The sequence below is a fragment of the Pseudomonas sessilinigenes genome, assembly GCF_003850565.1.
GTDB lineage: Bacteria > Pseudomonadota > Gammaproteobacteria > Pseudomonadales > Pseudomonadaceae > Aquipseudomonas > Aquipseudomonas sessilinigenes.
Window position 1 is genome coordinate 436,712 of the sequence record NZ_CP027706.1, and the last position, 16,841, is coordinate 453,552.

The following is a 16,841-nucleotide window of genomic DNA, read 5'->3' on the forward strand; positions in this document are numbered from 1 at the left end:
TGGCTTCCAAAGGGAATGGCGAGCCTTGCCGGCGCTGGTGCGAAGGCCGCATAAAAAGAAAGGCTGGATCTGTCCGTCAACGGGCTGTTTAGGGATGTCGACACATGCAATGGATGTTCATGTTGTTGGGGGTGGTGCTGGGGTGGGTAGTCGATGAGTCTTTCGGCGATGCTCTGATCGGTGCCTTTATCGGCCTGGCCATTGGCTTGGCTTTTCGCCTGGGCCTCCTGCACAAGCAGGTTGGCGAGCAGCAGCGCGAGCTGGAACGGGCCAAGGAGGCGCTGTCGAGTTTGGGCCAGCGCCTGGCGCTATTGGAGGCCGGCTCCAGCCCGCCCGCCGAGCCCGTGGTGCAGCCCGAGGCCAGCGCCAGCAGCGCGCCAGCTGCCGAGGCCACGAGCGATCTCGGTTTTGTGCCAGCCCCCGAGCCGACCCCGGAATTTGTTCTCGATGAGGTCCAGCCTGTGCAGCCATTGCCTGCTGCCGCGGACCTGATCTGGGAGTTGCCTGTGACCGCCAAGCCAGCCACTGCCATGGCCAGCGAACCCTTGCCGGATTCGGTGTGGCAGCCACAACCGCAAGCGCCTGAGGCGCGTCCATCGACTGTACCCCAGACCCATGAGCCCAACCTGATCGAGCGCGCCATCAGCGGCGCCCGCAATTGGCTATTTGGCGGCAATACCGTGCTGCGGGTCGGGGTCGTGCTGTTGTTCCTCGGCTTGGCATTCCTCCTGCGCTATGCCACCGAAGGCGTGGTGGTGCCCATCGAGTTGCGCTATGCCGGGGTCGCGGCCTGTTCCCTGGGCCTACTGGGCCTGGGGTGGTGGCTGCGCCGACGTAACGGTGCCTATGCCCTGATGCTCCAGGGCACAGGGATCGCGGTGCTGTACCTGACGGTGTTCGCGGCCATGCGCCTGCACCCACTGCTCGATCCTTCCGCGGCGCTGGGGCTGTTGGTGGCGGTGACGCTGTTCTCGGCGATCCTGGCCATCACCCAGGATGCCCTGGGGCTGGCCGCTGCGGCGGCCCTGGGCGGGTTTGCCGCACCGATCCTCACCTCCACCGGCGCGGGCAGCCATGTGGCCCTGTTCAGCTATTTCGCCCTGCTCAACGCCGGCATCCTGGCCATCGCCTGGTTCAAGGCCTGGCGCCTGCTCAACCTGATCGGTTTCGTGGGTACCTTCGGTATCGGCTTCGCCTGGGGCATGCGCTCCTACACTCCGGAACTGCTGTGGAGCACCGAGCCGTTCCTGATCCTGTTCTTCGTCATGTACCTGGCTATCGGCCTGCTGTTCACCCGGCGCAAGTTGCTGGACATGAGCGATGCGCCGGCCGACGGCAATCGCCAGGCGCTGCTGCAATGGTCGGTGCGCAAGGGCGACTATGTCGATGGCAGCCTGCTCTTCGGCCCGCCATTGGTGGGTTTCGGCCTGCAGCTGGCGCTGGTCCAGCACCTGGAATTTGCCGCCTCCTTCAGCGCCCTGGCCCTGGGCCTGGTCTATATGGTGCTGGCACGCCTGCTGCTGGGGGGCCGGGCGGTGTTGCTGGGCGAGACCTGCCTGGCCCTGGGCGTGATTTTCGCCAGCCTGGCGATTCCCCTGGGGCTGGATGCGCGCTGGACCGCTGCGGCCTGGGCGGTCGAGGGCGCCGGGATCTTCTGGCTTGGCATGCGCCAGCAGCGTTCGCTGGCCCAGGCCTTCGCCCTGCTGCTGCAAGCAGGTTCGGCCGCGGCCTTCCTCGATTCAGTGCGTTTTGCCAGCACCAGCCTGCTGTCCGGTGCGCCCCTGGGGGCGCTGCTGCTGGGCGGGGCCTTGCTGTTCAGCTACGACCAGTTGCGGCGCACGCCAAAGGCCCTGTTGCCGAACTGGCTGAAGGAGGGCATCCGGCCGCTGCTGGCGGTGGCGGGCCTGGGGTTCCTGTACCTGCTGGCGCCGCTGTTCTTCCTCACCCAGGGCACGGCCATCAGTTGGGCCCTGGCGGGGCTGGCGACCCTGTTCGTCGGCCTGCGCCTGCAGTCGCGGACGTTCCTGTTCAGCGCATTCGCCATCCAGTTGCTCGGTGGGGCATTGTTCCTGACGGGCCTCAAAGGTGCGGATGCCGGGGCCAATGGGGTGTTCGGTAGTGGCTGGAGCGGATTGATGAGCGCTTCGCTGATTGGCCTGGCGCTGATCGGCGGCATGCTGGTGGCATCGCGCGATGCCATGGTGCGCGACGATCCGCGCCTGTTGCGCGGCCTGTCGCTGGTGCTGCTGGCGGGGCTGGTGCTGATCAACCTGGCGGTGCTGTTCGTCCTGCCGTGGCGTACCGCCAGCGGTGTGTGGGCCGCCAGCGGCTTGCTGATCATCTGGCTGAGCCTGTACCTGCAGCAGCGGGTGAGCTTTGTCTTCGGCCTGGCCCTGCAGGTAATCGGTGGCAGCGCTTTCCTGTTGGCCGGTTCGGACTGGTTCCATGGCGCCGTGGCCGAAGGCGTGCGCCCCCTGGCCAATGGCGACTTCTGGACGCCGATGGTGCTGGCACTGGCAGCGCTGTTGGGCGCTTGGCGCCTGCAACGCGGCAACCATGGTTCGGCGTTCGACACCCTGGGCCTGGGGTACCTGGCCGACTTGCTGCTGGCCTGGGGCGCGTGCTGGTGGGCGTTCACCTGGACCAAGGAAGTGCTGCGCTTCGCTCCGGATCATTTGCAGCCGGCCCTGCTGTTGGCACTGGCCACGGCCAGCGTAGCGCTCGCGGCCTTGCTGGCGGTGCGCCTGCAATGGAAGTCCCTGGGCCTGTTGGGCAGCCTGCTGATCCCGGCTGGGGCCCTGGTGCTGATGGCTTCCTGGACCTTACGCTACCATCCGGCGGCGAACTTCGGCTGGCTGGCTTGGGCACTGCTGTTCGTCGTGCACTTCTTCAGCCTGCGGCGCTTGGCGAGTTTGCTGCCGGCCCGAGTGGCAAGCGTCGCTCATGTGCTGGGTTGCTGGCTGTTGATCGGCGTGCTGGCACTGGAGTTGCGTTATGGCCTGCTGTTGTTGTCCGAGCAGTACAACGCCTGGCGCTGGTTGGGCTGGGCGATCCTGCCGAGCCTGTACCTGGTGGCGATGGCGGTACCTCGCAACTGGCCATGGCCGGTGGGCAGTTACTCCCGGGAGTATCGCCTGTATGCCGCGCTACCCCTGGCGGTGCTGATGCTTGGCTGGTTCTGGCTGGCCAACGTGTTCAGCGACGGGCGCGCCGAGCCATTGCCGTACCTGCCATTGATCAACCCGTTGGAGCTGGGGCTGCTGTTCGCCCTGTTCGGGGTCTATGTCTGGTCGCGCAGTGCGGTCCGGGAGCTGGCGATTCGCGGCGATTACGCCGAGCGTGGTACGCAACTGGTGGCCGGGGTGTCGCTGTTCGCCTTCTTCACCGTGCTGGTCATGCGCGCGGCCCATCACTGGAGCGGGGTGCCGTTCCATCCTGATGCGTTGTTGGAGTCGATGATGGTCCAGGCCGGGCTGTCCATTGTCTGGACCTTGATCGCCTTGAGCCTGATGATCGGCGGACATCTGCGTCATCGTCGCGAGGTCTGGCTGATCGGTGCGGCGCTGATTGCCGTGGTGGTGGCCAAGCTGTTCCTGGTGGAGTTGAGTAACCGTGGCGGGCTGGCACGCATTGTCTCGTTCATCGGTGTTGGAGTGCTGTTGCTGGTCGTGGGCTATTTCGCCCCGTTGCCGCCCAAGCGGGCGGAGGTCGAGCCTGAGGCTGGCAAATCGTTGAATGAAGGAGTGTCGTCTTGAGTCGTAAGTTGAGCCTGCGCTGGTGGGGGGCCATGGGCCTGTGTGTGGCGTTGTCCGCGATGGCCCAGGAGCGACCGGCGGACTTCAAGTCCCTGGTGCCCTTGAGCCTGAGTGGCGAAGGGCCCTGGTATCGCCTGGAGCTGCCCCTGGGCGTGCAGTTGCGTGCCAGCCAGGCCGACCTGCGGGATGTGCGGGTGTTCAATGGCGCCGGTGAGCTCCAGGCCTATGCCCTGGCTCGCCAGCAGGCGCAGTCCACCGAGCAGCGCAACCTCAGTGCGGTGAAATGGTTCCCGCTGTACAACTCGGCGCAGGCCGGTGACAGCCCGCCCAGCGTGCGGGTGCAATCCAATGCCAATGGCACCCTGGTGCAAGTCCAGCCTTCGACCCAGCTGGAGGCGGGAGAGGAAGTGCTGCGCGGATGGCTATTGGATGCCAGCGCGATCAAGGCGCCGTTGCAGCAGTTGGTCCTGGACTGGGTCAGCGAACACGATGGTTTCCAGCGTTTCAGCATTGAAGCCAGCGACGATTTGCAGCATTGGCAGCCCTGGGGGGACGGCCAGGTGGCACGCCTGTCGTTCGCCGATGAACGGATCGAACAGCATGAAGTGGCCTTGCCCGGGCAGACGGCGCGCTACCTGCGCTTGTTGTGGCAGTCGCCGCAGGCAGCGCCGACGCTGACAGCTGCGCAGTTGCAAAGCAGCACCACCAGTAGCCAGCCATCGCCGCTGGCGTGGTCGCAACCGTTGGCAGGCAGTGTGGCCAAGCCGGGGGAGTACAGTTGGCAGTTGCCCATGGGGCTGAATGTCGAACGGGTACGAATCGAGCTCAAACAGGCCAACAGCCTGGCTCCGGCCAGGCTTTATGGGCGGCGTGAAAGCAGCTTGCCCTGGCAGCCCCTGGGTAATGGCTTGCTGTATCGCCTGACCCAGAATGGCCAGGATGTGCAGCACAATGAGCTGCAACTGCCAGGACAAACCGTGCAGCAACTCAAGCTGGTGGTGGACGAGCGGGGCGGTGGCCTGGGGGCCGAGGCGCCCAACCTGGAATTTGCCGTGCGCGGTGTGCAGCTGGTGTTCTTGGCTCGTGGCGACGGGCCTTTTACCCTGGCACTGGGCAATTCCGCGGTGAGTGCAGCGAACTTGCCGTTGTCCACCCTGATTCCCGACTACAGCCCGCAGCGCCTCAAGGACCTGGGCCAGGCCCGGGTCGATGGCGCGTCGCAACTGGCGCCCGTGGCGACCAAGGACCCGGTCGCGCCTGCGTCCGCAGGCCCTGACTGGAAGAAGATCGGCCTGTGGGCGGTGCTGTTGCTGGGGGTGCTGGCCCTGGCGGGCATGGCCTTCAGTCTGCTGCGCAAGCCCGAGGCCAAGCCCTGAGCCTGGGCAAGGAGGTTTGTCCCGATTGAACGTCCCACGGGAACGGGCCTCCTTGCCATAATCCGACTACGCTCAAACCGGCGCCTGAACTCTATCTGCCAGTTCCCTGTCTCAGATGAGGAAATGCGCTTCGACTCGCGTTAAACTGCGCGGGTTTTTTAGCCCCCCATTCCTTCCGGAGCCTTCCATGTCCCGCGTTACCCTGAGTCGCTACTTGATTGAGCAGACCCGCAGCAACAACACTCCTGCCGATCTGCGCTTCCTGATCGAAGTGGTGGCGCGTGCTTGCAAGGAAATCAGCCATGCCGTGTCCAAGGGCGCCCTGGGTGGCGTACTGGGCAGCATGGGTACGGAAAACGTTCAGGGCGAAGTACAGAAGAAGCTCGACGTGATCTCCAACGAGATCCTGCTCGAAGCCAATGAGTGGGGCGGCCACCTGGCTGGCATGGCGTCCGAAGAAATGGACAATGCCTACCAGATCCCCGGCAAATACCCCAAGGGTGCCTACCTGCTGGTATTCGACCCGCTGGATGGTTCGTCCAACATCGACATCAACGCGCCGGTCGGTACCATCTTCTCGGTACAGCGTTGCCCTAACGAATACCTGAGCCAGAACGAAGCCCTGAATGAAAAGGCCTTCCTGCAGCCAGGCTCCAAGCAAGTGGCCGCCGGCTACGCGATCTACGGTCCGCAGACCATGCTGGTGCTGACCCTGGGCGATGGCGTCAAGGGCTTCACCCTGGATCGCGAAATGGGCAGCTTCGTCCTGACCCACGAGAACATCACCATTCCTGAAAGCACCCAGGAATTCGCCATCAACATGTCCAACCAGCGTCACTGGGAAGCCCCGGTCAAGCGCTATGTAGATGAGCTGCTGGCCGGCGATACCGGTCCGCTGGAGAAGAACTACAACATGCGCTGGGTCGCCGCGATGGTGGCTGACGTGCATCGCATCCTGACCCGTGGCGGCCTGTTCATGTATCCGCGCGACAGCCGTGAACCGGAAAAACCCGGCAAGCTGCGCCTGATGTACGAAGCCAATCCGATGTCGTTCCTGGTGGAACAGGCGGGCGGCGCGTCCACCAACGGTCACCAGCGTATCCTCGACATCCAGCCTGAAGGCCTGCACCAGCGCGTAGCGGTGTTCTTGGGCTCCAAGGAAGAAGTGGCCCGGGTCACCGCCTACCACCAGGAGTAAATCATGAGCGCACCCTGGCAGCCTCTGCTCGATTGGTGGTTCGGCGATGCCCAGACGCCAGCGCAGATCGTGGCTGCCAAGGGTGGCTTGTGGTTTGGCAAGCGCGACAGCCAGGATCGTGAAGCGAAGGAGCGTTTTGGCGACCTGGTGGAGCAGGCCCTGGCTGGTGGTTTGACCGAATGGGCGCAAAGCCCCCAAGGCTGGCTGGCCCTGGTGCTGTTGCTGGACCAGCTGCCGCGCATGATCCATCGCGACACCCCCGGGGCATTCTCCGGCGACGCCCGCGCTCAGGCCCTGGTGGCCCAGGGTATTGCCGCAGACTTCGATCGGCGCCTGACGCCCATGCAGCGCTGCTTCATCTACCTGGTGTTCGAGCATTGCGAGCACCTGGCGGTGCAGAACGAAGCCGTGTCGCGCTTGGCTGCCTTGCACGACGAGCAACCATTGCAGGACCGCCCGGTCTTCGCCAGCCAATTGGACTATGCCGAACGGCACCAGAAGATCATCGCTCGCTTCGGGCGCTTTCCCCACCGCAACGCCATTCTCGGACGTGAATCCAGCGCCGAGGAACTGGCCTTCCTGCGCCAGCCCGGCTCAAGTTTCTAATCCCTCCCTGTAGCCGCTGCCCAGCGGCGAGGTTGCGCCAAGGCCCCAGGGCTTTGCGGCGCTTTTCCTGCCGAGGTGACTTCCGCGTCCCTGCGGGCCGTGTGCAGCTTGCGGCGGCGACACGAAGTGCAAAGGACGTCAGATCCGGAAGCTGCCCACCAGGTGTTGCAGGCGCTGGGCCTGTTGTTCCAGGTCGGCGCAGGCGCGCAGGGTGGCTTGCAGGTTCTCCACGCCTTCCTGGTTGAGGGTGTTGATCTGGGTGATGTCGACGTTGATCGACTCCACCACGGCGGTTTGCTCTTCTGTCGCGGTGGCCACCGACTGGTTCATGCCATCGATCTCGCCGATGCGCTGGGTCACGCTGCCCAGGCGCTCGCCGGCCTGATTGGCGATGCCGACGCTGCTTTCGCTCTCGCGCTGGCTTTCGGTCATGGTGCCTACGGCCTGGCGGGCGCCCACTTGTAGCTCCTCGATCATCTTCTGCACCTGCTGCGCCGAATCCTGGGTGCGGTGGGCGAGGTTGCGAACCTCGTCCGCGACCACGGCGAAACCGCGCCCGGCCTCACCGGCACGGGCTGCCTCGATGGCGGCATTGAGTGCCAGCAGGTTGGTCTGCTGGGAGATGCCGGTGATCACTTCGAGGATCTGGCCGATGTTCACGGTGTTGCTGTTGAGGGTCTCGATGTGCTCGCAGGAATTGCTGATCTTGGTCGACAGCTGGTGCATGGCGTCGATGGTCCGGTCCACCACTTGCTGGCCGTCCTGCGCCAGGTTGCGCGCCTCGCTGGAGTGTTGCGAGGCCAGGGCGGCGTTCTGGGCGATCTCCTGGGCAGCCGCGCCCAGCTGGTTGATGGCCGCGGCCACGCTGCTGGTACGCGAGGCTTGCTGGTCGGAATTGAGCATCGACGAATTGGAGGCGGCGACTACCCGCAAGGCGACTTCGTTGACCTGGCCGGTGGCCGAGGACACTTCGCGGATCGAACCGTGGATACGCTCGACGAAGCGGTTGAACGACAGACCCAGGGTGCCGAATTCGTCATGGCCGTGGATCACCAGGCGTCGGGTCAGGTCGCCTTCGCCTTCGGCAATGTCATGCATCGCGCGCCCCATCAGGTGCAGGGGCTGCATCAGGATGCGGATCAGCATGCCCAGCAGGCCGATGATGATCACCACGGCAATGGCCATGGCGATGAGCGCCGAAGTCCGGAACTCGCTGAGCATGGCGAACGCGGTGTCCTGGTCCAGGACCAGGGCTACGTACCAGTTGGCCGAGGGCACGCCATCGATGTGGGTGAAGGAAATGAACTGGGCCTTGCCGCCCAGTTGCGCTTCCTTGAGGCCGGGGCTGATGTTGGGCGCGCCGTCCGGATAGGCTTCGGCCAGGCTCTTGAGCACCAGCTTGTTGTCCGGGTGGATCAGGATCTTGCCCTCGGCACTGACGATGAAGGCATGGCCGTGGCCGCCGAAGTTCAGCGAGTTGATGATGGCGCTGATGCTCGACAGGTCGATGTCGGCCCCCGCGACGCCGATCATCCGGCCCTGGTGCTGCACTGGGGTGGCAACGGTGATTACCAGCTTGCCGGACGAGGCGGCGATGTAGGGCTCGGTGACGATGGTCTGCTGGGCGGTATTGGCCGCCTTGTACCAGCCACGGCTCCGGGGGTCGTAGTCGGCCGTGCGGTTGCCGGCTGGTACGGAGAACATTGCGCCGTCCTGGCCACCGAAGTAGGTGAGCTGGAAATTGCTGGTGTAGGCGGGCAGGCCGACACTGCGCTTGAGGCTGTCGGCGCCGCTGCCGTCCACGGCGACCTGCTGTGCCAGCGATTGCAGGAGCTGGATACGGCTTTCCAGCCAGGTCTGGATGTTGCGGGTGGTCAGGCTGCCCAGTTCTTGCATCGTTGCTTGGGTACTGCCGCGCAAGGCCTCGCGCTGACGGTAGTCATTGAACAGAATGAAACAGGCGAACGCGACGGCTACCACAAGGGCAGCGGCTAGCAGGATCTTGTGGCTGAACTTCATATTGCTGGTCATTAAGTGAACTACCGCGAGGGGCTGGTCAACGAGGGGCGTCAATTTGCCACAGTGGAGGGCTTTGCGCTGCAGTTATGTCGACTGGCCATCACTGAAGATGAGGCGAGAGAGTGGAATCCCGACGAACTGCCTATGGGGTTTCGAAGGTGGTTGATTTACGACGCAAATACCTGGGCTCCCGGCGAGAAATAGCGGGCCCTGCGGGGAACCAGATGGGGGTTTTCTCTTCTAAGCTTCTGGTTGGCTGACAGGCCTTCCCCCTTTCGTCCAGGAGTTCACCATGTCCCTGCGTTCCATCGCTCTGTTGTCGTTCTGCGTGCTACTGGCCGCGTGCAGCAAGGTCAATCAGGAAAACTATTCCAAGCTCTCGGCGGGCATGCCCAAGGCCGATGTCGAAAAACTTCTGGGCAAGCCGACCGACTGTTCCGGCGCACTGGGCATGTCCAGCTGTACCTGGGGCGATAAGAACAGCTTTATCAGCGTGCAGTATGCCGGTGAGAAGGTCCTGATGTTTTCCGGGCAAGGCCTGAAGTAAATCCGGGGCTTCGGGCCCACGGGAGAAAAATAATGATGCGTTTTGTTGTCACTCTTCTGGTCGGCCTGCTCTTGGCCGGCTGCGCCACGTCCCGGGACGATTCGCTGGCGCCCAAGACCGCTAATCACGTCGAGCTCAAGCGTTACCAGGGGACCTGGTACGAGCTGGCGCGCCTACCCATGTATTTCCAGCGTAACTGTGCTCAATCCGAGGCTCGCTACACCCTGTTGCCCGAGGGCTCGATGGCGGTGCTCAACCGCTGCCTGACCCCGGACTGGAAGTGGGAGGAAGCCCGAGGTACGGCGACGCCCCAGGTGCCGGGCAAGACCGACAAGCTCTGGGTTCGGTTCGACAATTGGTTCACCCGATTGCTGCCAGGGTCGATCAAGGGCGACTACTGGGTGTTGTATGTCAGCGACGACTACAAGACAGCGATCGTGGGCAACCCCAACCGCCGCTACCTGTGGTTGTTGTCGCGTACGCCGGAGGTCAATGAAACGGTGCGTGAGGAGTTGCTGAGCAAGGCTCGCCAACAGGGCTATGACACCACGCGGCTGATCTGGCGGGTATCGGACTCGGCCATGGCCAAGACCTCGAAGTAGTTACTGGCCCCATGGGAGCCGATGGTTTTCATGGGCAATGGCCGGGGCGCCAGCATCCGCGGGCTTCCCGGCCGGTCAAGGGGCGAGCCTTGCCGAGTCAGGCCAGGAGGTCGCGCAGTACCTGGGTAAAACTGCGGCAGCTCTCTTCATCCGCAGGATGCCGTCCGTCACGTACCACCCACTGGCCTCCCACCATGACGTCTCGCACCTGGCGATCACTGCCGGCAAACAGCCAGCGGTTGAGGATTGCGTCGCCATCGGCCGTGGCCAGGTAGGGGTCGTTGCCATCGAGCACCAGCCAGTCGGCGCGCTTGCCCACGGCGAGGGAGCCAATGGCCTGGCCCAGGGCCTGGGTACCGCCATCCAGCGCCGCGTCGTACAGGGTGCGCCCAACCATCGGCTGGTCGGCCCGGTACAAGCGGTTGCGTCGCTGGTCTCGCAGGCGCTGGCCATACTCCAGCCAGCGCAATTCCTCTACCACGCTGAGCGAGACATGGCTGTCGGAGCCGATGCCCAGGCGTCCGCCCTGGGCGAGGAAGTCCACCGCCGGGAAGATACCGTCGCCCAGGTTGGCCTCGGTGGTCAGGCACAGGCCGGCAATGGCCCGGCTCTGGGCCATGAGGCTGACTTCCTCGGGGTTGGCGTGGGTGGCATGGACCAGGCACCAGCGCTGATCCACCGCTACATGCTCATACAGCCATTGCAGGGGGCGACGGTTGCTCCAGGCCAGGCAATCCTCGACTTCCTTCTGCTGCTCGGCAATGTGGATATGCACCGGGCAATGGGTATCGCTGGCGGCCAGCACTTCGCTGATCTGTTGTGGCGTGACCGCGCGCAGGGAGTGGAAGCACAGGCCCAGTTGCTGGTTGGCCTGTCCGGCCAGCAGGGGTTGCAGTTGCTGTTGCAGCTTGAGGTAGCCCTCGGTGCTGTTGATGAAGCGGCGTTGGCCATCATTGGGAGCCTGGCCGCCGAATCCGGAATGGCTGTAGAGCACCGGCAGCAGGGTCAGGCCGATGCCGGTGCTGGCGGCGGCCTGGCTGATACGCCGCGACAGCTCGGCCGGGTCGGCGTAGGGTTGGCCGCTGGTGTCGTGGTGCACGTAGTGGAATTCGGCCACCGAGGTATAGCCGGCCTTGAGCATCTCGATATACAGCTGGCGGGCGATGATCTCCAGCTGCTCGGGACTGATCTTGCCCACCAGGCGATACATCAGGTCGCGCCAGGTCCAGAAGCTGTCATTGGGATTGCCGGCCACTTCCGCCAGGCCGGCCATCGCCCGCTGGAAAGCGTGGGAGTGCAGGTTGGGCATGCCCGGCAGCACGGGGCCCTTGAGTCGTTCCGCTCCCTCGGCGTCGGCGTTGGCCCGGATCTGGGTCAGCTGGCCGTCGGCACTGACTTCAAGACGTACATCATTGGCCCATCCATCAGGCAATAGCGCGCGTTCGGCAAAGAAGGCGGACATGGTTTGAGCACCCCATTGTGTGTTATTTGTATATACATATACAGACGTTTGCCTGCTCGGTAAACTCCGGCAAGCTAAGCTCTTGTCTCCAGGGACATCAGGCCCTGATCACTTTCACCGACCCACAAGGATTTCCCGTGCCGACCCCGACTGCCAACTCGCCGCTGGTCGCCCACCTGAGCGATAGTCCGGCGCCCTTGTATGCCCGCGTCAAGCAGATGATCACCCAGCAGATCGAGAGCGGAAACTGGCCGCCGCACTACCGCGTGCCGTCGGAAAGCGAGCTGGTCAGCCAGTTGGGTTTCAGCCGCATGACCATCAACCGCGCACTGCGCGAGATGACCGCCGAAGGCATGCTGGTACGCATGCAAGGCGTGGGTACCTTCGTCGCCGAGCCCAAGACCCAGTCGGCATTGTTCGAGGTGCACAATATCGCCGACGAAATCGCCTCCCGCGGTCATCGCCACACTTGCCAGGTCATCACCCTGGGCGAGGAGGCCGCCGGTTCCGAGCGTGCCCTGGCCCTGGACATGCGCGAAGGGCAGAAGGTCTTCCATTCGCTGATCGTGCATTTCGAGAACGACATCCCGGTGCAGATCGAGGATCGCTTCGTCAACGCCCTGGTCGCGCCGGAATACCTCAAGCAGGATTTCACCCTGCAGACTCCCTATGCCTACCTGTCCCAGGTCGCCCCCCTGACCGAGGGCGAGCATGTGGTCGAGGCGATCCTCGCCGAAGCTGAAGAATGCAAGCTCCTGCAAATCGAGCGGGGCGAACCCTGCCTGCTGATCCGTCGCCGTACCTGGTCCGGGCGCCAGCCGGTGACCGCCGCGCGGCTGATCCACCCCGGTTCCCGCCATCGCCTGGAAGGACGCTTTCACAAATGATCCAGTCCACCCTGTTACGTGCCGCCGATTATCCGCGCATGCCCTGGAAAAACGGCGGCGGCAGCACCGAGGAAATCACCCGGGACAGCGGAACCGGCCTGGAAGGCTTCGGCTGGCGGCTGTCGATCGCCGACATCGGCGAGTCCGGCGGATTCTCAAGCTTTGCCGGATACCAGCGAATCATCACCGTGCTGCAGGGGGCGGGCATGCAATTGTCGGTGGATGGCCAGGAGGGGCGGCCGTTGTTGCCGTTCGATCCCTTCGCCTTCAGCGGCGCCAGCCAGGTGAGCTGCAACTTGCTGGGTGGTGCGATCCGCGATTTCAACCTGATCTACAGCCCCGAGCGCTACCTGGCACGCCTGCAGTGGTTCGACGGCCAACAGCGTTTCTTCACCCAGGCACACACTGTGCTGGTGTTCAGTGCCGCCGAGCAGGCGTGGGTGGACGTGACCGGCGCCACGGTGCAGGCCCTGGGGCGTTTTGACTGCCTGCGCCTGGACGGCAATGCCGGACTGCTCGAGATGGCCCTCGATGGGCACTGCTGCGTAATCGAACTCACCGCCCTTTGATTGAATCGGGCGCTGGCAGGTCAAGATACGACCTGCCAGCGTCATCCCCCTCTCTCTATCTATATCCCTGTCGCCGCGCTTCGCTCCCTGGAACGAGGCGAGAAGAGTTGCGCCCGCTTATCTGGCAGAGGGGGCGCCAAAGGTTGTTTCTTGTGCGCACTCATCTGTTACCGAATGCCCCAAAAGGGCACGCAGGCCATTGCTGGTAACAGCTGTGGAGGAGGGTGGGCTATCCCCTGAGATTTTTTTCTTGCTCCGGCAAATGCTTGTCCTACAGGGCTTGCATGATCTTTTTGGAGGTTTGTCCAGTCGCTTCTGGTGGAGTTGGCCGCTTGATTGCATATGCTTGTATGTACAAGTAAATATGTGTGCGTAAGAGTCATTGGATCCTCTTCGCACCTTGGACTTATCGTCGAGGAGGTTTTCCGTGGCTGACAACAAATTCACCAAGTATCGGAACGTTGAAGTTCGTGCTGCACGTGGCAACAAGCTGACCGCCAAGAGCTGGCTGACCGAGGCGCCGCTGCGCATGCTGATGAACAACCTCGACCCTGAAGTCGCCGAGAACCCCAAGGAGCTGGTGGTCTACGGTGGGATCGGGCGCGCTGCGCGCAACTGGGAGTGCTACGACAAGATCGTCGAGTCCCTGACCCAGTTGAACGACGACGAAACCCTGCTGGTGCAATCCGGCAAGCCGGTCGGCGTGTTCAAGACCCACTCCAACGCCCCGCGGGTGCTGATCGCCAACTCCAACCTGGTACCGCACTGGGCCAGTTGGGAGCACTTCAACGAGCTGGACGCCAAGGGCCTGGCCATGTACGGCCAGATGACCGCAGGTAGCTGGATCTACATCGGCAGCCAGGGCATCGTCCAGGGCACCTACGAAACCTTCGTCGAGGCCGGTCGCCAGCACTACAACGGCAATCTCAAGGGCAAGTGGGTGCTGACCGCCGGTCTCGGCGGCATGGGTGGCGCACAGCCACTGGCGGCGACCCTGGCCGGCGCTTGCTCGCTGAACATCGAGTGCCAGCAGAGCCGCATCGACTTCCGCCTGAGCAGCCGTTATGTCGATGAACAGGCCAAGGACCTGGACGATGCCCTGGCGCGTATCGCCAAGTACACCGCCGAAGGCCGCGCCATCTCCATCGCCCTGTTGGGCAACGCGGCGCAAGTTCTCCCTGAACTGATCAAGCGTGGCGTACGCCCGGATATGGTCACCGACCAGACCAGCGCCCACGACCCGCTCAATGGCTACCTGCCAGCCGGCTGGACCTGGGAGCAGTACCGTGACCGCGCGCAGACCGATCCGGCCGCCGTGGTGAAAGCCGCCAAGCAATCCATGGCGGTGCATGTACAGGCGATGCTCGAGTTCCAGAAGCAAGGGATCCCGACCTTCGACTACGGCAACAACATTCGCCAGATGGCCAAGGAAGAGGGCGTGGCCAATGCCTTCGACTTCCCTGGTTTCGTCCCGGCCTACATTCGTCCGCTGTTCTGCCGCGGCATCGGTCCGTTCCGCTGGGCGGCGTTGTCCGGTGATCCGCAGGACATCTACAAGACCGACGCCAAGGTCAAGGAGCTGATCGCGGACGACGCTCACCTGCACAACTGGCTGGACATGGCTCGCGAGCGCATCAGCTTCCAGGGCCTGCCGGCGCGTATCTGCTGGGTCGGCCTGGGCCAGCGCGCCAAGCTGGGCCTGGCCTTCAACGAAATGGTCCGGCGCGGAGAGCTGTCGGCGCCGATCGTCATCGGCCGCGACCACCTGGACTCCGGCTCGGTATCCAGCCCGAACCGTGAAACCGAATCGATGCAGGACGGTTCCGATGCCGTGTCCGACTGGCCGCTGCTCAATGCCCTGCTCAATACCGCCAGCGGTGCGACCTGGGTCTCCCTGCACCATGGCGGTGGCGTGGGCATGGGCTTCTCCCAGCACTCGGGCATGGTCATCGTCTGCGATGGCAGCGACGAGGCCGCCGAACGTATCGCTCGGGTACTGACCAACGATCCGGGCACCGGCGTCATGCGCCATGCCGATGCTGGCTACCAGATCGCGATCGACTGTGCCAAGGAGCAAGGCCTGAACCTGCCGATGATCACCGGCAAGTGACGCACCGGCGGTTCGCCGCCAGGACCAGGGAAGGAGCCGCCGTACCTTGCAGTACGGCGGCTCGGTCCGTGTAGCAGAGCTTTGACATGACAAAACTCCCCGGGAGAACAATAACGATGTCCACGGCCAGTGATAGCTCCAAACCCCTGATCGAGCGGCGGTCGATCAACTACATTCCCGAAGCCGAACGCCACGGCAAGCTCTACAGCCAGTTCACCCTGTGGTTGGGTGCCAATTTGCAGATCACCGCGATTGTCACCGGTGCCCTGGCCGTGGTGCTGGGCGGCGATGTGTTCTGGTCGCTGATCGGCCTGCTGATCGGTCAGTTGCTGGGCGGCGGTGTGATGGCCCTGCATGCGGCACAGGGGCCCAAGCTGGGCCTGCCGCAGATGATCTCCAGCCGGGTACAGTTCGGCGTCTACGGCGCGGCGATTCCGATCGTGCTGGTATGCCTGATGTACCTGGGCTTCACCGCCACGGGTACGGTGCTCTCCGGCCAGGCCCTGGGCCAACTGTTCGGTGTCAGTGACAGTGTCGGTATCCTGATTTTCGCCAGCGTAATCGTCCTGGTCACCGTGCTTGGTTATCGGGTGATCCATGTGATCGGGCGCATCGCCAGCGTCGTTGGCGTGATTGCCTTCGTTTACCTGTTCAGCCGCCTGATGAGCCAGACCGATGTCGGCGCGCTCCTGGAAATTCGTCACTTCAGCTGGAGCAGCTTCCTGCTGGCGGTGTCGCTCGCGGCATCCTGGCAGATCGCCTTTGGCCCCTACGTGGCGGACTACTCGCGTTATCTGCCGAGCCAGACCTCGTCGGTGAAGACCTTCCTTGCCGTGGGCGCAGGCTCGGTGGTGGGTGCGCAAGTGGCGATGATCCTCGGCGTGTTCGCCGCGGCCATGGCCAACGGGCAGTTCGCGGGGCGGGAAGTGGCCTACATCGTCGGCCTGGGCGGGAGCGGTGCCACCGCCGCCTTGCTGTACTTCAGCATCGCCTTTGGCAAGGTCACCATCTCGACGTTGAACTCCTACGGCAGCTTCATGTGCATCGCCACCATCATCAGCGGCTTCCGTGGCCACCTGGAGGTGACGCGCCTGCAGCGCCTGGTGTTCGTGCTGGTCATCGTTGGCGCCGCGACCCTGATCGCCCTGCTTGGGCAGCACTCGTTCCTGGGGGCATTCAAGTCTTTCATCCTGTTCCTGCTGGCCTTCTTCACACCTTGGAGTGCGGTGAACCTGGTGGACTACTACTGCATCACCCGTGAGAACTACGACGTACCCGCGCTGGCCGATCCCAAGGGGCGCTATGGCCGTTGGAATGTCCTGGGTATCAGTGTCTATGTGATCGGCGTGCTGGTGCAGCTGCCGTTCATTTCCACCAAGTTCTATACCGGACCGCTGGTGGACGCCCTGGGCGGGGTGGATATTTCCTGGATCATCGGCCTGGTGGTACCGGCGGCGCTGTACTACGTCTGTGCCAGGAAGTGGCACGGCTCGGTGCCTGAGCAGTTGATCCTGCCAGCAGAGCAGGGTGTGCCAGACCAGCAGAAGACCGCGACAACCCAGCACGCTGCTACGGTTTGAGTCCGCATGCAACGTGAGCGAAGCCCGGCGCTACTGACCGCCTCCAGTTCGATGGATGGTCAGCAGCGCCGTTTGCGCGATAGCCTTTCCAAGGGCCCGCAGCGCTTCCCGGAGACTGTTTCAAGACGCA

General features: G+C 63.8%; 12 protein-coding genes. 10 read left to right on the top strand and 2 right to left on the bottom strand.

The genetic code is table 11. From position 1 onward, the window contains the following. Positions 1 to 104 precede the first annotated feature (104 nt). From C4K39_RS01985 to C4K39_RS02000, 4 genes are all read left to right on the top strand, one after another. Positions 105 to 3,755, top strand: a complete 3,651-nt coding sequence (locus C4K39_RS01985; protein WP_124345545.1) for a DUF2339 domain-containing protein — start codon at positions 105 to 107, stop codon at positions 3,753 to 3,755. Then, a complete protein-coding gene (locus C4K39_RS01990; RefSeq protein WP_068589395.1) occupies positions 3,752 to 5,131 on the top strand; it encodes a DUF3999 domain-containing protein in 1,380 nt (459 codons plus the stop codon). The genes C4K39_RS01985 and C4K39_RS01990 overlap by 4 nt, the downstream gene beginning before the upstream one ends. A 187-nt stretch (positions 5,132 to 5,318) precedes the next feature. Further along, positions 5,319 to 6,329 carry a class 1 fructose-bisphosphatase gene (locus C4K39_RS01995; RefSeq protein WP_068589392.1) on the top strand — a complete coding sequence of 337 codons (1,011 nt, stop codon included), beginning with the start codon at positions 5,319 to 5,321 and terminating at the stop codon, positions 6,327 to 6,329. A gap of 3 nt (positions 6,330 to 6,332) precedes the next feature. Then, positions 6,333 to 6,935: a DUF924 family protein gene (locus tag C4K39_RS02000; protein WP_124345546.1), complete on the top strand. Its 603-nt coding sequence runs from the start codon at positions 6,333 to 6,335 to the stop codon at positions 6,933 to 6,935. 138 nt (positions 6,936 to 7,073) lie between these two features. Here the strand turns inward: C4K39_RS02000 and C4K39_RS02005 are convergent, their stop codons facing one another. Beyond that, a complete protein-coding gene (locus tag C4K39_RS02005; RefSeq protein WP_217884166.1) occupies positions 7,074 to 8,966 on the bottom strand; it encodes a methyl-accepting chemotaxis protein in 1,893 nt (630 codons plus the stop codon). Between the two features lie 280 nt (positions 8,967 to 9,246). Between C4K39_RS02005 and C4K39_RS02010 the strand changes: the two genes are divergently transcribed. Further along, a complete protein-coding gene (locus tag C4K39_RS02010; protein ID WP_068589378.1) occupies positions 9,247 to 9,501 on the top strand; it encodes a hypothetical protein in 255 nt (84 codons plus the stop codon). 32 nt (positions 9,502 to 9,533) lie between these two features. After that, the gene (locus C4K39_RS02015) at positions 9,534 to 10,103 is read left to right on the top strand and encodes a lipocalin family protein (protein ID WP_068589375.1); all 570 of its coding nucleotides are present in this window, start codon (positions 9,534 to 9,536) and stop codon (positions 10,101 to 10,103) included. Positions 10,104 to 10,200: 97 nt separating this feature from the next. On the opposite strand, the gene C4K39_RS02020 is transcribed toward C4K39_RS02015, so the two are convergent. Beyond that, positions 10,201 to 11,565, bottom strand: coding sequence for a formimidoylglutamate deiminase (locus C4K39_RS02020; RefSeq protein ID WP_068589372.1), 1,365 nt, complete (start codon positions 11,563 to 11,565; stop codon positions 10,201 to 10,203). A 218-nt stretch (positions 11,566 to 11,783) separates the two neighbouring features. Here C4K39_RS02020 and hutC point away from each other — a divergent pair, with 218 nt between their 5' ends. The 4 genes from hutC to C4K39_RS02040 all read left to right on the top strand — a co-directional run bounded on the left by hutC (position 11,784) and on the right by C4K39_RS02040 (position 16,711). Beyond that, positions 11,784 to 12,452 carry a histidine utilization transcriptional repressor HutC gene (gene hutC / locus C4K39_RS02025; protein WP_241110101.1) on the top strand — a complete coding sequence of 223 codons (669 nt, stop codon included), beginning with the start codon at positions 11,784 to 11,786 and terminating at the stop codon, positions 12,450 to 12,452. Continuing rightward, positions 12,449 to 13,021 (top strand): HutD/Ves family protein, encoded by a 573-nt coding sequence (locus C4K39_RS02030; protein ID WP_068589366.1) that lies wholly within the window; start codon positions 12,449 to 12,451, stop codon positions 13,019 to 13,021. The genes hutC and C4K39_RS02030 overlap by 4 nt, the downstream gene beginning before the upstream one ends. Before the next feature lie 427 nt (positions 13,022 to 13,448). Next, positions 13,449 to 15,131, top strand: a complete 1,683-nt coding sequence (gene hutU / locus C4K39_RS02035) for a urocanate hydratase (protein ID WP_124345548.1) — start codon at positions 13,449 to 13,451, stop codon at positions 15,129 to 15,131. A 116-nt stretch (positions 15,132 to 15,247) separates the two neighbouring features. Next, the gene (locus tag C4K39_RS02040) at positions 15,248 to 16,711 is read left to right on the top strand and encodes a purine-cytosine permease family protein (protein WP_068589360.1); all 1,464 of its coding nucleotides are present in this window, start codon (positions 15,248 to 15,250) and stop codon (positions 16,709 to 16,711) included. The last annotated feature ends 130 nt before the right edge of the window (positions 16,712 to 16,841 follow it).

Coding starts and splice junctions, on each gene's coding strand:
- hutC (WP_241110101.1), top strand. CDS start 11,784: ATGATCACCCAGCAGATCGAGAGCGGAAACTGGCCGCCGCACTACCGC.
- C4K39_RS02020 (WP_068589372.1), bottom strand. CDS start 11,565: ATGTCCGCCTTCTTTGCCGAACGCGCGCTATTGCCTGATGGATGGGCC.
- C4K39_RS02015 (WP_068589375.1), top strand. CDS start 9,534: ATGATGCGTTTTGTTGTCACTCTTCTGGTCGGCCTGCTCTTGGCCGGC.
- C4K39_RS01985 (WP_124345545.1), top strand. CDS start 105: ATGCAATGGATGTTCATGTTGTTGGGGGTGGTGCTGGGGTGGGTAGTC.
- C4K39_RS02010 (WP_068589378.1), top strand. CDS start 9,247: ATGTCCCTGCGTTCCATCGCTCTGTTGTCGTTCTGCGTGCTACTGGCC.
- C4K39_RS02030 (WP_068589366.1), top strand. CDS start 12,449: ATGATCCAGTCCACCCTGTTACGTGCCGCCGATTATCCGCGCATGCCC.
- C4K39_RS01995 (WP_068589392.1), top strand. CDS start 5,319: ATGTCCCGCGTTACCCTGAGTCGCTACTTGATTGAGCAGACCCGCAGC.
- C4K39_RS02000 (WP_124345546.1), top strand. CDS start 6,333: ATGAGCGCACCCTGGCAGCCTCTGCTCGATTGGTGGTTCGGCGATGCC.
- C4K39_RS02005 (WP_217884166.1), bottom strand. CDS start 8,966: ATGACCAGCAATATGAAGTTCAGCCACAAGATCCTGCTAGCCGCTGCC.
- C4K39_RS02040 (WP_068589360.1), top strand. CDS start 15,248: ATGTCCACGGCCAGTGATAGCTCCAAACCCCTGATCGAGCGGCGGTCG.